Source organism: Halopiger djelfimassiliensis, from assembly GCF_000455365.1.
GTDB classification, from domain to species: Archaea; Halobacteriota; Halobacteria; order Halobacteriales; family Natrialbaceae; genus Halopiger_B; species Halopiger_B djelfimassiliensis.
The window spans coordinates 360,847-374,759 of sequence record NZ_HG315686.1; the positions used below are offsets into that span (position 1 = coordinate 360,847).

General features: G+C 64.5%; 14 protein-coding genes. 2 read left to right on the forward strand and 12 right to left on the reverse strand.

Translation table 11 applies throughout. The annotated features are described in order from the left end of the window. Positions 1-199: 199 nt before the first annotated feature. The 9 genes from TX80_RS19800 to TX80_RS12895 all read right to left on the reverse strand — a co-directional run bounded on the left by TX80_RS19800 (position 200) and on the right by TX80_RS12895 (position 11,819). Positions 200-889 (reverse strand): hypothetical protein, encoded by a 690-nt coding sequence (locus TX80_RS19800; protein ID WP_230198732.1) that lies wholly within the window; start codon positions 887-889, stop codon positions 200-202. A 295-nt stretch (positions 890-1,184) separates the two neighbouring features. Next, on the reverse strand, positions 1,185-1,652 hold the full coding sequence (locus tag TX80_RS12860) for a MaoC family dehydratase (RefSeq protein ID WP_049923527.1): 468 nt from the start codon (positions 1,650-1,652) through the stop codon (positions 1,185-1,187). A 26-nt stretch (positions 1,653-1,678) separates the two neighbouring features. Further along, positions 1,679-3,463 (reverse strand): acyl-CoA carboxylase subunit beta, encoded by a 1,785-nt coding sequence (locus TX80_RS12865; protein ID WP_049923528.1) that lies wholly within the window; start codon positions 3,461-3,463, stop codon positions 1,679-1,681. 1 nt (position 3,464) lies between these two features. After that, a complete protein-coding gene (locus TX80_RS12870) occupies positions 3,465-5,249 on the reverse strand; it encodes an acetyl/propionyl/methylcrotonyl-CoA carboxylase subunit alpha (RefSeq protein WP_049923529.1) in 1,785 nt (594 codons plus the stop codon). Between the two features lie 2 nt (positions 5,250-5,251). Beyond that, entirely contained in the window at positions 5,252-6,418 is a 1,167-nt protein-coding gene (locus TX80_RS12875; RefSeq protein WP_049923530.1) for an acyl-CoA dehydrogenase family protein, read from the reverse strand. Positions 6,419-6,533: 115 nt separating this feature from the next. Beyond that, positions 6,534-8,216, reverse strand: a complete 1,683-nt coding sequence (locus TX80_RS12880; protein ID WP_049923531.1) for an acyl-CoA synthetase — start codon at positions 8,214-8,216, stop codon at positions 6,534-6,536. A 221-nt stretch (positions 8,217-8,437) separates the two neighbouring features. Then, positions 8,438-9,829: a UbiD family decarboxylase domain-containing protein gene (locus TX80_RS12885; protein WP_049923532.1), complete on the reverse strand. Its 1,392-nt coding sequence runs from the start codon at positions 9,827-9,829 to the stop codon at positions 8,438-8,440. Continuing rightward, positions 9,826-11,334 (reverse strand): UbiD family decarboxylase, encoded by a 1,509-nt coding sequence (locus tag TX80_RS12890; RefSeq protein WP_049923533.1) that lies wholly within the window; start codon positions 11,332-11,334, stop codon positions 9,826-9,828. Before TX80_RS12890 ends, TX80_RS12885 begins: the two co-directional genes overlap by 4 nt. Before the next feature lie 2 nt (positions 11,335-11,336). After that, positions 11,337-11,819 carry a hypothetical protein gene (locus TX80_RS12895; protein WP_049923534.1) on the reverse strand — a complete coding sequence of 161 codons (483 nt, stop codon included), beginning with the start codon at positions 11,817-11,819 and terminating at the stop codon, positions 11,337-11,339. A 180-nt stretch (positions 11,820-11,999) separates the two neighbouring features. On the opposite strand from TX80_RS12895, the gene TX80_RS12900 reads away from it, so the two are divergent. Next, complete coding sequence (locus TX80_RS12900) at positions 12,000-12,353, forward strand: thioredoxin family protein (protein WP_049923535.1); 354 nt, start codon at positions 12,000-12,002, stop codon at positions 12,351-12,353. Positions 12,354-12,413: 60 nt separating this feature from the next. Here the strand turns inward: TX80_RS12900 and TX80_RS12905 are convergent, their stop codons facing one another. From TX80_RS12905 to TX80_RS19480, 3 genes are all read right to left on the reverse strand, one after another. Then, on the reverse strand, positions 12,414-12,695 hold the full coding sequence (locus TX80_RS12905) for a hypothetical protein (protein WP_049923536.1): 282 nt from the start codon (positions 12,693-12,695) through the stop codon (positions 12,414-12,416). A gap of 122 nt (positions 12,696-12,817) precedes the next feature. After that, the gene (locus TX80_RS12910) at positions 12,818-13,234 is read right to left on the reverse strand and encodes a hypothetical protein (RefSeq protein WP_049924079.1); all 417 of its coding nucleotides are present in this window, start codon (positions 13,232-13,234) and stop codon (positions 12,818-12,820) included. Positions 13,235-13,469: 235 nt separating this feature from the next. Further along, positions 13,470-13,634 (reverse strand): hypothetical protein, encoded by a 165-nt coding sequence (locus TX80_RS19480; RefSeq protein ID WP_195893078.1) that lies wholly within the window; start codon positions 13,632-13,634, stop codon positions 13,470-13,472. A 103-nt stretch (positions 13,635-13,737) separates the two neighbouring features. On the opposite strand from TX80_RS19480, the gene TX80_RS20005 reads away from it, so the two are divergent. After that, positions 13,738-13,872 carry a hypothetical protein gene (locus TX80_RS20005; RefSeq protein ID WP_268258146.1) on the forward strand — a complete coding sequence of 45 codons (135 nt, stop codon included), beginning with the start codon at positions 13,738-13,740 and terminating at the stop codon, positions 13,870-13,872. Positions 13,873-13,913 lie beyond the last annotated feature (41 nt).

Below are 13,913 nucleotides of genomic sequence, written 5' to 3' on the forward strand. Positions count from 1 at the left end.
GGTGAACTGCTCGAACCGGTTGAGATCGTACAATTGATTTGAACACCGATTCCGTCGTGTTACCGGCTGCGATTATGATCTTTTGACGATGCGGGATGATCAGTGTCGCCCGATATCATTCCGAACGAACTACGGACGAAAATAAGTCGGGATCGGTGTTTCTGGCTGTGACGGACAGTCTCGCCCTTTGGGACGTCACTTACTCCGTCGATGCGGGTGCGCTTTTAGACAGGACCTCGTGGTTTCCGTTGTTGTCCCCCTTCGTGATGATCGTCGCTTCCTTCCTTCGTTCCCCGCCCGGCGGATCGAACGCGTATTCCGCGGACAGTTCCGCCGTGAAGGACGTAGCATTCCTGTCGATATCGTCCGTCGTCGTTCCTTTGTACGCCGCGGCGGGACCGGGAAGTTCGTAATCGAGTTCCTGAGAGACGTTTCTGTAATCGCTTCCGTTGTAATCCCAAGTGAGGATCTGTTTGTGGACGTAGACGGTTCCAATAATCGGGACCGATCCTTTCGCTTCGGTAACTTCGGTCGTCGTGACCCAATTGTCCGACGGTTGCGTAGCGTTTTGTCTGTAGCTACGGATTTCCCAGTCGACTTCCCCGTACAGGTCTTCCATCGCCTGCATCTGCTCGTCCGTAAGCTGTGCAGTATACCGTCGTTGCTGGTTTTCGCTCTCGAGTTCGCCGAGGGCGAGAATGAACTCGGCAACCTCTTCCCGACGGTCGGGATCGAAGTCGACGTCCGGTTTCTCGTCGGATTGGGCTGTTACCGTTCCAACGGTAGCGGCTCCTACCGCGGACGCAAGGGAAAGACCGCCGAGTTTGAGTACAGTTCGTCGACTGTTCGTCGATCGTCGTCCGCTCGTGCCATTCATCTGGTCGTCCATCTGCATCACCTGTGTTCAGTTATCCACTGAACACATTCTTCGTTTCTTTTTGTTTCATAATGTATGTTTCTATTAATTACTTACCATAGGAAATTGAATAATATATCGATAATATATGTATGTCTATTTATTCTCCTATAATAGGTTGTATTCCACAGATAGATGGCCGAACAGGTCCGGTAATTCGATTAGTAGGAACTTGTCAGTGACCAGAATGTGTCTGCTGTCGCGGACGAACTCGAATCCTCGTGTCGGGAGAAAACGATTGAACGCTTTCGACCGACTCGTCGAGAGCTTAGCCCTCGGCGTGTTCGCGTTTCAGCGAGAGGACCGTTCGGTCGAACTCGCAGACGAGCGGTTCGTCGGGATCGTTGACCTTGAAGACCTCGACGTGCATGGTGACGATCCCGCGCTCGCCGTCGCTGGTCTCGCGTTTGTCCGTGACGGTCGATTGCACCCGGATCGTGTCGCCGTGAAACACCGGTTCGGGGTGTTCGACGTCGTCGTACGAGAGGTTGGCGACGATGGTTCCGTCGGTCGTTTCGGGGATCGAGATCCCGACCGCGAGCGACAGCGTATAGAGGCCGTTGACCAGCCGCTCGCCGAACTCGGTGTCGGCCGCGAACGCGGCATCGAGATGCAGCGGCTGCTGGTTCATCGTCATATCACAGAACTGCTGGTTGTCGCTCTCGCTGATCGTCCGCCGCCGCTCGTGTTCGATGGTTTCGCCGATCTCGAACTCCTCGTAGTAACGTCCTGTCATGTGTATCGTAATTCGAAAGGGTGTGGTTAGAGGATCGTTCCGTGTTTCTTCGACGGCAGGTCCTTCTCGACGGTTTCGTAGAAGGCGAACCGCTCCTCGAGTTCCGTCCGGAGCGTGCTCGGCGGGACGATCTCGTCGATAACCACCTCGCTTGCCATCCGGTGGACGTCGATGTCCTCGCGGTACTCCTCGCGCAGTTCCTGCTCCTTTCGCTTGCGTTCGTCCTCGTCGTCGATCGCGGCCAGCTTGTTCGCGTAGACGGCGTTGATCGCCGCCTCGGGTCCCATGATCGCGATCTCCCCGCTGGGGAGGCCGATAACGCTCTCGGGGTCGTAGGCCGGCCCCGACATGGCGTAGATCCCCGCGCCGTAGGCCTTGCGGACGACGACGGACTGTTTGGGAACCGTCGCCGAGGAGGTCGCGTAGATCATCTTCTTGCCCTGCTCGAGGATGCCGTCCTTCTCGACCTGTGATCCGGCCATGAAGCCGGGCGTGTCACACAGGTACAACAGCGGGATGTCGTAGGCGTCGCAGGTCCAGATGAACTCCGCGGCCTTCTCCGCGGCATCGGGGAAGATCGCGCCGGCCCGCTGGCTGGGTTGGTTGGCGACGATCCCGATCGGGCGGCCGTCGATGCGGGCGAAGGCCGTGACGATCTCGGGTCCGTACTCCGGGCGAAGCTCGAGCACCGATCCGGCGTCGACGATCCGTTCGATGACGTCGAACATGTCGTACCCCCGGTTCGGTTCCTGCGGGACGACGGCGTCGATCCCCTCGGGCGAACGTGCGGGCGCTTTCCCCTCGCTTCGGGGGGGTTTCTCGTCGGCGTTGTTCGGCAGGTAGCCGATCAGCTTCGCGACGAGTTCACGGGCGTGCTCTTCGTCTTCGGCGATCAGATCCGCGCTCCCGGAGTGGCGCGCGTGAACGTCGGGACCGCCGAGGTCCTGCAGGTCGATCTCCTCGCCGGTGACCATCTCGACCATCCGGGGCGAGGCGATGGCCATCGCCGACATGTCACGGACCATGACCGTAAAGTCCGCGAAGACGGGCGTGTACGCGGCCCCGGCGATACAGGGACCGTAGAGCACGCAGATCTGGGGCACCCGTCCGGAGAGCATCGAGTGGTTGTAGTAGTACTTCCCGATCCCCTCGCGGTTCGCGAAGAAGCCGGTCTGCTGGTCGATCCGACCGCCCGACGAGTCCATCAGGTACAGCACCGGCCGACCGGTCTTCAGCGCCCGCTGTTGCATTCGCAGGAACTTCTCGACGCCTTTCTCGGCCATCGAACCGGCCTTGACGGTGAAGTCGTTGGCCATGAAGTGGATATCCCGCCCCTCGAACTCGGCGGCACCGGTGATGAGGCCGTCGGCCGGAAGGCGGTTCCCGGAGTCGGCCTCGCCGTCCCGTCCGTCCGGGTGCCACGCGTCGAAGTTGGCGAACTTCCCGTCCTCGAACCGCAACCCGTCCTCGCCGAACCAGAGGTCGAGCCGATCACGAACGAACAGCTTCCCCTGCTCGGAGAGGCGCTCGCGGTACTTCTCTGGCCCGCCCTCGAGCACGTCCTCGATCTCCGACCACAGGCGCGCTTCCCGTTCGGTCGGCTCGAGGTCGTCGGCTGCGGCCCCGGTACCGCCGTCGCCGGCCGCCGAAGCGCCGGCAGCGGTCCCGCTCGCATCGGGCGACGCGCTCGCGAGGAGTTCGTCGCCTCCCGTCGCGTAGAGCTCCACGTCGTCCCCGAAGTGGGACGCAAGCGCCCGTGCGATCGCCTGTGCTTCCTGTTCCGTTGCGGTGTCGTTGATTCTGAGTTCCATGTTATTCGAGTACGATGAGCGGATCTCCCATATCGACCGTATCGCCGTCCGTCACTGAGACCTCCGCAACCGTGCCGGCCGTCGGTGCGACCACGTCGTTTTCCATCTTCATCGCCTCGAGCACACAGACCACGTCGCCCCGGGCGACCTCGTCCCCCGGCTCGACGGGGACCGAGATGACCGTTCCCTGCATCTCGGCCGTGATCGCGTCGCTCGCGGCGACCTGCTGGCTGGTTCCCGACCGTCCCCCCGAAGCCGAACCGTCGGACCCGCCTGCGCCGCTGCTCGCCGCGGTCGTCCGCGGGAGTCCGCCCGCGACCGCCACGTCGAACCGTCGGCCGTCGACTTCGACCACGAGGTCGGTCGTCCCGTGGGACTCGGTGCTCGTCTCGGCTCGATCGTCGGCCGCCGTTCCCCAGCGATCGACCGCGTCGTCGAGCGCGGCCTCGTCGACCGACTGATCGAGGTACTTCGTCGTGTGCTCGCCGGCGCGGAACGTCTCGTCCTCGAGCATCAGTCGGTGAAACGGGATCGTGGTTTCGACGCCGGCGACGTCGAAGTGTCGAAGCGCCCGTCGCGACCGCTCGAGACACCGATCCCGCGTCGGCGCGTGGACGATCAGCTTCGCGATCATCGAGTCGTAATCGCCGGACACCTCGTCGCCCTGCGAAACGGCGTCGTCGAGGCGGACGCCGAGGCCGCTCGGCGGATCGTACGTGGCGAGCCGTCCCGGCGTCGGCACGAACTCGGCGGCGGGGTTCTCGGCGTTGATCCGGAACTCCATCGCGTGGCCGTCGATGGTGATGTCGGACTGCTCGAAGGGGAGTTCCTCGTCGGCGGCGATCCGAAGCTGCTGACGGACGATGTCGATCCCCGTTACCGCTTCGGTGACGGTGTGCTCGACCTGAATGCGCGTGTTGACCTCCATGAAGTAGAACGCGCCGTCGTCCACGAGGAACTCCACGGTGCCGGCGTTCGTGTAGCCGGCCTCGCGAACCCCTCGACGGGCGGCGTCGCCGATTTCGTCGCGCAACGCCCCGTCGAGTGCGGTGCTCGGAGCCTCCTCGACGACCTTCTGGTGGCGGCGCTGGAGCGAGCAGTCCCGTTCGCCCAGATGGAGGACGGTCCCGTGGTGGTCCGCGAGGATCTGTACCTCGACGTGTTTGGGGTTCTCGAGGTACTTCTCGACGTAGACGGAGTCGTTGTCGAAGTACGCGTCCCCTTCACGTCTGGCGCTCTCGAGGGCGTCTTCGACCTCGTCCTCGCTGCGGACGATCTTCATGCCGCGGCCGCCGCCACCGCCTTCGGCCTTGATGGCGATCGGGTACCCGAACTCCGCGCCGAGTTCCCGGACCTCGTCGACCGACTCGACGGGGTCGGTCGTTCCCGGCACGATCGGCACGTTCGCCTCGTCCATGATCGTTCGGGCCTCGGTCTTCTCGCCCAGCGCCTCCATGGCGTCGCTCGACGGGCCGACCCAGGTGACGCCCGCCGTTTCCTCGACCTGTCGCGCGAAGTCGGCGTTCTCCGCGAGGAAGCCGTAGCCGGGATGGATGGCGTCGGCACCGGCTCGGTCGGCGACCTCGAGGATCGCATCCCCGTCGAGGTAGGACTCGCTCGCCGGCGCGGGGCCGATGTTGTACGCCTCGTCCGCGTACGCGACATGGCCGGCGTTCCGATCGGCGTCGCTGTAGACGGCGACCGTCTCGATGCCGAGTTCCTCGCAGGCACTCATCACGCGAACGGCGATCTCGCCGCGGTTCGCGACCAGCAGTTTCTCGAACATGGTCAGTAGGACTTGGGGAAGCCGAGTTGCTGGCCGATGTGGTTGTACGCCATCTGCTGGGAGACCGGCGCGAGCCGCGTGAGATTGATCTCGCGCCACCAGCGTTCGACGTCGTACTCTTTGGCGTAACCCCAGCCCCCAAACGCCTGCATCGAGTGTTTGACTGCCTCGATGCCGGCGTCGACGGCCGTCGCCTTCGCGACGTTGGTCTCGTAACCACACTCCTCGTCCCGGTCGTATCGCCACGCGGCTTTCTCCCGCATGAGCGCAGCCGTCTCCATCTTCGCGTACGCCTCCGTGATTGGGAAGGAAACGCCCTGATGGGTCCCGATCGGCGCGCCGAAGACCTCGCGGTCGTTGGCGTACTCGATCGCCGCGTCGGCGGCGAGTTTCCCGATCCCGGTCCCGGCGGCGGCAAAGCCGATCCGCTCGGGATTGAGCATGTCCACGAGGACCCACCAGCCGTCGTCCTCGTCGCCGAGCAGGTTCTCCTCGGGAACGCGGACGTCCTCGAGGAAGACCTCACACGACTTCGAGTAGTTGATGGCGTGTTTGGGGATCGGCGAGACGTCGATGTTCGGATCGTCCATGTCGACGATGAAGAGGCTGATGCCGTCGGTCCCGCGGTCGACCTCCGAGAGCGGGGTCGTCCGCGTAACGATGATCATGTTCTCGGCGCGATCCGAGAACGTGATCCAGGCCTTCTGTCCGTTGAGGACGTACTCGTCGCCGTCCTTCTCGGCGGTGGTGGCCACGTTCAGCGTGTTCGTCCCGGCCTCGGGTTCGGTGATGCCGATCGAGAAGTTCCGCTTGCCGTCCGCGATGTCGGTCAGGTAGGTCCGCTTCTGGTCTTCGGTTCCGTACTCGCGGATGCCGACCGCGGCCATGCCGGCGGTGAGGACGAGATACCAGGTTCCGGCCATGCCACAGCCTTCGGCACAGAGAGTCTCCATGGCAAGCCCCATCTCCTGCATTCCCATCCCAGCGCCGCCGTACTCCTCGGGAACGAGCAGGCCGTGGAAGCCGGCGTCCGCGAGTTCGTCCCAGAAGGCCTCGGAGAACTCGCCCTGTTCTTCCTTCTCGCGCCAGTGTTCCGGTCCGTACTGGTCGGCGATCTCGGTCGCCGTCCGTCGAATCATCGATCGTTCTTGCGTTTCTTCGAAGTTCATCGTGTGATCGTGTCGAATACGACTGTCTTGTCCCGGTGTACTCCGGAGTCGTTCGTTTCGCGCGCTATTCGATGGCTTCCCGCACGAATGCTCGAGCGGGCTGGCCCGTCGGCCATCAGTCTTTCTCCGCCTCCGCTTTCGCCTCGTCTTGGAGCTCCGTCCGGCGGATCTTTCCGGTCACCGTCTTCGGGAGTTCCTCGCGGAACTCGATCTCGCGGGGGTACTCGTGGGCCGAGAGTTCATCGCGCACGTGATTCCGGATGTCGTCTTTCAGCCCCTCGGTCGGCGTCGTCCCCTCGCTGGGGACGATGTAGGCCTTCACGATGTTGCCCCGCTCGCGGTGGGGCTTCGGGACGACGGCCGCCTCGGCGACGGCGTCGTGTTCGCCGAGCGAACTCTCGACCTCGAACGGACCGATCCGATACCCCGAAGAGAGGATAACGTCGTCGGCCCGGCCTTCGAACCAGAAGTAGCCGTCTTCGTCCTTGTGTGCGAGATCGCCCGACAGATACCACTCCCCGTCCGGCCCGTCGACGAAACACGCCGCGGTCTCGTCGGGCTTTCCCCAGTACTCGTCGAAGAAACAGGGGTAGTCCCCGCGCTGGGCGATCTCGCCCGTCTCCCCCGGCTCGAGCACCGCCCCGGTTTCGGGATCGACGACCTCGGCCTCGATCCCGGGCAGCGGTTTCCCCATCGAGCCCGGTCGCACGTCCATCGTCGGGTAGTTGTTGATGATCATGTTCCCGGTCTCGGTCTGGCCGTAGGTGTCGTGGATCGTGACGCCCAGCCGCTGTTTACCCCACTCGACGACGCCCGCCGAGAGCGGTTCGCCGATCGAGAGGGCGTGGCGCAGATCCAGCGACACGTCATCGAGGACGTCCTCGTGCTCGCGGAGCATGCGGTAGGCCGTCGGGACGGAGAACAACACGGTGATGGGGTAGCTATCGAGGAGGTCGGCCCACGTCTCGGGGTCGAACTCCCCCTCGTAGGTAAACAGCGTCGTCCCCCAGAACCAGGCACCGAGCGTGTTGATCGGGCCGGTCAACCAGCCGAGATCGCCGGTCGACCAGTAACAGTCCCCGTCCTGCAGGTCGGCGGCGTACTTCTGGGTGGCGGCGACGCCGGCGACCCACCGGTGTTTGTGGCGGACGCCCTTCGCCAGCCCGGTCGTCCCGCTGGTGTAGTACAGCAACGCGTCGTCCTCGCCGCTCGTCTCGACGGGAGCGTACTCGCGGCTCGCCGTCTCCATCGCGGCGTGGTAGCTGACGTCGCCCCGCCGGATGCCGGTGCCGTCGTCGCTGACGACGATGACGTGTTCGACGGAGGGGGCGTCCTCGAGCGCGGCCGCAACGGTTTCGCGGTTCTCGGCGGTGGTGACGACCGCCGTCGCGTCGCAATCGGACAACCGGTAGGAGATGCCGTCGGGACCGAACCGCTCGTTGATTCCGCCGAAGACGGCACCGCGTTTGAGCGTCCCCACCAGCGCGACGTAGTGTTCGGGGATCCGCGGCATGTACGAGAACACGCGATCGCCCCGATCGATGCCGAGTTCCTCGAGCACGTTCGCGAATCGGTCGGTCCGGTCGGCGAGCTCCCAGAACGGAAGCGTCGTCAGTTCGCCGTCCTCGCCGACCTGGTACAGGGCGATCCTGTCCCCGTTTTCGGCGTGGCGATCACAGACCTCGTGGGCGATGTTCAACGACGACGGAGCATCCCAGTCCGCTGCGTCGTAGATATCGTCCCACGCGAACTCCGCCCGCGCCCGATCGTAGTCGGGCATGTTGTGTCCCGCTGCCATACACCGCGGCAACTTCCGGAATCGAAGATAATACTTTCGGTTACTTTCCGGAAATTATTATGAAAACAAATGCTCTCCCGGATCGGGATCGCAAACGATCCCGACGCCGTCTTGCGTAAACAGTTTCGTAAACAGCAACTGGGCCGGCGGTCGATAGTCGCCGTCGAATCACCGGTCCACGACGCCATCGGTCCACGGTCGTCTCGAGCAAGGAACGCGACTTACGAGACCTCGTCCGGGTCGGACTCGAAGCCAAACGCCGACCACGATTCGCGGACGGCCGTCCGAAGCGTCGGCGGATAGGATTCGGTCACTGAGACCCGCGGCGCGATGTATTCGGACTCCCAGCGGGGATCCCACGTCGCGTCGACGTAGAGCCGTGCCCCCGTCCCGTCGCCGTAGGTCGGCAATCGGGCGACCGGCGCGTCGGATTCGCTGAACAGCCAGTCCCGGGAGGGGTGGGCCTTGACCCAGATGTCGCCGAGTACCTGTCCGAAGTTACGGGGACTGGTCCCCTCGTCGACGAGGACGACCGTATCGAAACAGTCGGTGAGGGAAAACAGGAAGTTCGCCAGTTGCCACTCGAACCCGGCATAGAGGACTTCCGTCGCGACGAAGCAGATTCCGAGCCGTCCCGCCGCCGGAAGGCGGAGCCAGTCGACCGGCGAGACGCCCCAGTAGTTGTTGACCCGCTCGGAGAGGTGTGCCGACAGCGCGAGCGCGACCAGTTGCAGATCGTCGGCGAGCGGGACGCCAAGCGGCGTCATCGGAACGACCGCCTCCTCGCGGGCGAAGACGCTGGTCACCTCCAGCGTCAGCGTCGCCCCGTCGACGAGTCGCTCCCAGAACTCCCGTTTCTCCGAGCGTGTATCCGGCTGTCGGTCCGCGATTTCGGCCTCGAGGACGACCTCCGCGGAACTCGGCACGAGACCGCCTTCCGTCGGGATGACGGGGACCGTCGATCCAACGGTACGGTCTTCGATCGGCGTCGAGAGCCGGTCGGTGATCGCAAGGAGGTACGTCGCCGCGAGCGCCTCCGCGGGGACGCCGAGCGCGACGCTTACCGCGTCACCGCTTGCGAACCGCTCCCGGATCGCCGCGGGGACGCGAGCACGGATCGTCTCCCCATCGAGGATCGTTCCGTGGATCGGTGCCCAGTACGTTCCCGCTTCGGTACCGACCGCAAGGAGACCAAGCGTCAGGTGCGGCCAGGCCTCGTCCGGCGGCGTCGGCAGCCCCAGTTCCCGCAGGCTCAGATCGGTCCCCGACGACGCGCGTTCGACGTACGTGACGTCGCGCTCCTCGAGTCGCGTTCCGAGTTCGGAGATCGCCTCGAGCACGTCGGTGTACTCGGGGGTGCGATCGACGCCCAGCCCGATTCCGACGCGCGTCCACGGATACCGATCCCGGCCGGTCAGTTGATCGACGCCCCCGTAGACACCGCTGACGAGGTCGAGTCCTGCCTCGTCGGTGGCGGTCAACTGCACCGCCGGTCCGTCGGCGCGAAGCGCTTCGGCGGCGACGACCTGCGGCGAAAGCGCCGCCGGCCGCTCGAGCGAACACAGGTCGTCGGTCTTTCGCAGGAACTCGAGGTGGGTTCGAAACGCCGTCATCGGTCCGTCTCGATCGTCGGAGATGGTTCGAACGCCGATTCAGGGAACCCCGCCTCGGTGAGCAACTCGCGGGCCCGCGTTCGCGCCTCCCGGTCGCCGATCGACTGAACGGGGCGAGCGTCGTCTGAACGGGCGTCGATGTACGCCTTCGCCGTCTTCGACTCCGAGGTCCCGACCGCCGCGCTCCCCTTCTCGTCGGGGGTCTGATAGATGTTGAGCGGAACTTTCGGCATCCGCTCGACGCCGAACTGGTGGAAGTCCGCGGCGGGATCCGCATGGAGGGCCAGCGCCTCCACGACGGCGCGGGGGTTCAGCGGGTTGACGTCGCTGTCGACGAACACGAAGAAGTCGATGTGAAGCATTCCCCACGTCGTGAAGATGAAGTTGGCGAGTTCGTGAAGCGATCCGGGGTACGGACGGTCCGTCGCGATGACCCACACCGTTCGCGACGTAAACGGCCAGGGGGCCGCCATCTCCACGTCGAAGCCGGCCGCCCGCAATCCAAGCGTCGCGTCCGGCCCACCAGCCGCGATCTGTAACGTACTCGAGGAGTTCTGCCCGTAGCCGACGCCCGTCCCTTCGACACAGAAGGGAAGGTACGGGGTTTCGCGGTGAGTGATCGCGTCGACCTCGAGCACCGGCATCGATCGGCGAGGGCCGTTCATGTACCCGAAGTAGTCGCCGAACGGCCCCTCGTCGAGGCGCTCGTTCGGCAGGACCCGTCCCTCGATGACGAGTTCGGCCGACGCGGGGACGTGCAGGTCGTTCGTCTCGCATTCGACGAGTTCGACCGACTGCTCCTGAAGGCCGCCGGCGAACGCGACCTCGCTCCGGCCGACGGGGATCCACATCTCCGCGGTACACTCGACGGCCGGGCCGGCACCGATCGTCAGGGCGACCGGCATCGGTTCGTCCTCGCGTTCGTACTCGAAGTAGTAGAGGTTCGGCACCTGCTCGCCGGCCAGCAACAACAGACTCGCCTGTGACCGATCGTGGATCATCGCCCGATGGCGGGACCAGCTCCCCCACTCGCTGTCGGGGTCGGGCGCGACGAGCGTCGCAAGCGTCGCGTACCGGCCGCCGTCGCCCTGATGGATGTACGGCCACGGGAACTCGAGGAGGCTCGCGTCCGTCCCCGTCCGGACGACTTCCTTGCACGGCGCTTCGTCGGCGGCCACGACCGCAGGCTCGAGTGGCTCGCGCAGCCGGTCGGTCACCGCCTCGTAGTAGGCCGGCCCGGACTCGACGGGCAGGTCGAACGCACGACCGAGCCACTCCCACGGGCGACGTCGCGGGCCACGATACGGATCGCCGACGAGACGAGCGTCGGCGTCCCGGTCCCGTGATTGGACGTGCTCGAAGACCGGAATCCGCTCGTCGGTTTCGTTTGCGAGCATCGTCACGGCGCTGGCCTCGAGATCCCAGGACACCGCCGCGTCGATGCGGTTGAGCGCCCGTGCGTTTTCGAGGGTATCGAGGTATCGCCGAAACGTATCGACGGCCATGTTCACTCGTCCGCGAGCGCCTCTCGCAGTGGATCGGATTCGTACTCGGTTTTGACCTCGGCGTAGGTTTCGAGCACCGACGGATGCTCGTCGGCGAGTCGCTCGAACAGGAGTTCGCGGGCCGCCGCCGAGGTCGATTCGTACCGACCGGTTTCGACGAGATACCGGAGCAGAACGTTCAGATCGTTCGACCGCGTGTTGACGACGTTCGAGCGGTCCCGTTGCTCGTCGGCGAGTCGTTCGAGTCGGTCCTCCATCCCCTGCGTCTCGTCGACGAACTCGATATACCACTGCTCGGCCGTGTTTTCGTGGGGTCCTTTCACGACCGACAGCGGTTCCGGCTGCTCGAGCTGCGCCGGATCTCTCGCGATACGTGCACGCGAGTGGAAGATCTCTTTCGTCTCGGCGTCGCGTATCTGGAGAACCGTCTCCGTCTCCCCAGCGTCCGGAAGGTGTTCTTCCGCGGTGATGTACTGGCTCGACATGGTCAAGATGGTCGCGTCCGAGACGACCGCGTTCTAGTAGAACGCTCGAGTCACGGAATATAATACCTTTGCTCGTCGGCGTTCGACGCCGACCGCGTACGAAGGCCCCGGCGTCGGGTGTGGCACGGACCGATCCGGGGTCTCCGTCATCGGTTTCCGATACCGCGGCCTACACTGGCTATGGGAAACGTCACGGCAACGCCCGTTCGACTCGCCGACGGCGACGAACTCGATGCCTTCGTCGATCGCCACGACGTCGCGCTCGTGGAGTTGTACACGCGTGGCTGTCCGAAGTGTCAGGCAATGGAACCCGTTCTCGGAAACGTTGCCCGGGCAACCGACGTCCCCGTCGGGATGGTCAATCCCGGCGACGATCTCACGCTCGTCGACCGCTTCGACATCGAATCGGTTCCCGCGCTCGTCCTGTTCCGGAACGGAACGGCGATCGCACACAGCGCCGAGGGGTTTCAGGGCGGCGACGAAGTCGTCGCGTTTCTCGACACACACGTCCCCGACGCCGTCGAAAGCGAGTAGCGAGCGTGTCGCTCGAGGGTTTTTCGTCCGGATGGACGACCGGGACTGACAGGAAGCGGCTCAATCGTCGTCGGCTTCCGCTTCGGCGTCGTCGGGTTCGAGGTCGCTCGGCTCGAGTTCGCCGTCGAGAAACCGTTCGCCGAGGTCGGTGATGTCGTACATACCGATGGCTTGCTTTTCCAGCAGGCCGTGCTCCGTGAGTTCCCGGCACCGGTAGGCCGCGTGTGGGCCGCGACAGACGCCCTCGGCGTCGATGTGGGTGGGCGTGAAATGCTCCGGTCGTTGCATCAGCTCGAGGATCTTTTCGTCTTCCGGCTCCATCCACTCGACGTCGTCGATCATGGGACCGACTACTCGCTCACCGCTCAAGAAAGGACTGACTCGACGCGGTACGTCTCTGCGGGCCGTTTCGGCACGGGGACCGGATCCCGTACAGGGCGTCGCCAGCGGGGAGAAGAAGGCGGCTAGGACTGTGACCGTTCGGGTGCCGCGTAGTCGACGTGGACGTTCGGGGCAGCGGTGGGGGAAAGCCCCGTGATCTGTCGATCGACGAAGGTCACGTCGGTAAGGTCGCCGGCGAAACGGAACTCGACGGTGCCGGTTTCGACCGTTCCCTCCACGGTCGTCCCGGAAACGACGGTCGTCTCCGCAGCTTCGGCTGCTTCCGTGACCGTGATCGCACCGTCGACGGTGATCTCGAAACTCGAGGGCACGCCCTGCCCGACGATCGTCAGGGTGTTGGGATACGCGTCGGCGGCGACGCCGTCCGTGCTCTCGGTTGCGATAATCGTCGCCCGCGGGGCGTCGCCGGAGGAGGGCGTCTCCGTCGCGGTCGTCGGTTCGTCGGCGGTCGCGTCTCGCTTCGCTTGGTTGTGCGCCATACTGTCCGGAGTCGGGTACCGGATCATAAACCTTCTCACTGAATTATTGCCACTTCGTCGGGAAATTTCCGACCCATTATTGATTCTTCCGGGATTATTCACGATAGCGAACTCTCGTCGGTTCGCGAACGACGGTGGCGGGTTGTCGCACGTCCTGCTCCGGTCCGGCGGCCCGGTCGTCCTGAGGCCGGAGCAGGCGAGACGCGTACTCGTTGCGGCGCTTTCGTCCGTGCGATCAGGAAGGGTGTTGGTGCTTGATCTTTTCCGCGACGGTCCCCGGGACGGGCGTCCCACAGTCCTTGCACTTCCAGCTTGGAACCGTCGTTCCCGGCTCCTTCTCGAGGTCCTGTTTGTACCGAAGGACCGCGCCGCACGGACAGGTATAGCTCGCACGGGCCATACGTGGACTATCGCGGCCACGATCGATAAACGGTACGCAGGACGAGCTGTCGGTGGCGATCGCAGGGACAACTTTTGTACCGGCGTCGGCGGTACCGGCATCGATGGACTCGAAACGCCCCGACATCCGGTTGGACGAGTCGCCGGACGAGGACGGTATCGTCACCAAAACGGACGCCGATACCGACGGCGCGGTTCGCTCGTTCGTCAGGACACTTCGGGACACCCTCCGTCGCTGAACCCGCTTTTCGAACGCAGCCCCGTCGTGGTCCGCCGCGTC

What these genes read in the sequence shown, in the direction of transcription:
- TX80_RS19800 (WP_230198732.1), bottom strand. Translation starts at nt 889, where the DNA reads ATGGACGACCAGATGAATGGCACGAGCGGACGACGATCGACGAACAGT.
- TX80_RS12860 (WP_049923527.1), bottom strand. Translation starts at nt 1,652, where the DNA reads ATGACAGGACGTTACTACGAGGAGTTCGAGATCGGCGAAACCATCGAA.
- TX80_RS12865 (WP_049923528.1), bottom strand. Translation starts at nt 3,463, where the DNA reads ATGGAACTCAGAATCAACGACACCGCAACGGAACAGGAAGCACAGGCG.
- TX80_RS12870 (WP_049923529.1), bottom strand. Translation starts at nt 5,249, where the DNA reads ATGTTCGAGAAACTGCTGGTCGCGAACCGCGGCGAGATCGCCGTTCGC.
- TX80_RS12875 (WP_049923530.1), bottom strand. Translation starts at nt 6,418, where the DNA reads ATGAACTTCGAAGAAACGCAAGAACGATCGATGATTCGACGGACGGCG.
- TX80_RS12880 (WP_049923531.1), bottom strand. Translation starts at nt 8,216, where the DNA reads ATGGCAGCGGGACACAACATGCCCGACTACGATCGGGCGCGGGCGGAG.
- TX80_RS12885 (WP_049923532.1), bottom strand. Translation starts at nt 9,829, where the DNA reads ATGACGGCGTTTCGAACCCACCTCGAGTTCCTGCGAAAGACCGACGAC.
- TX80_RS12890 (WP_049923533.1), bottom strand. Translation starts at nt 11,334, where the DNA reads ATGGCCGTCGATACGTTTCGGCGATACCTCGATACCCTCGAAAACGCA.
- TX80_RS12895 (WP_049923534.1), bottom strand. Translation starts at nt 11,819, where the DNA reads ATGTCGAGCCAGTACATCACCGCGGAAGAACACCTTCCGGACGCTGGG.
- TX80_RS12900 (WP_049923535.1), top strand. Translation starts at nt 12,000, where the DNA reads ATGGGAAACGTCACGGCAACGCCCGTTCGACTCGCCGACGGCGACGAA.
- TX80_RS12905 (WP_049923536.1), bottom strand. Translation starts at nt 12,695, where the DNA reads ATGATCGACGACGTCGAGTGGATGGAGCCGGAAGACGAAAAGATCCTC.
- TX80_RS12910 (WP_049924079.1), bottom strand. Translation starts at nt 13,234, where the DNA reads ATGGCGCACAACCAAGCGAAGCGAGACGCGACCGCCGACGAACCGACG.
- TX80_RS19480 (WP_195893078.1), bottom strand. Translation starts at nt 13,634, where the DNA reads ATGGCCCGTGCGAGCTATACCTGTCCGTGCGGCGCGGTCCTTCGGTAC.
- TX80_RS20005 (WP_268258146.1), top strand. Translation starts at nt 13,738, where the DNA reads ATGGACTCGAAACGCCCCGACATCCGGTTGGACGAGTCGCCGGACGAG.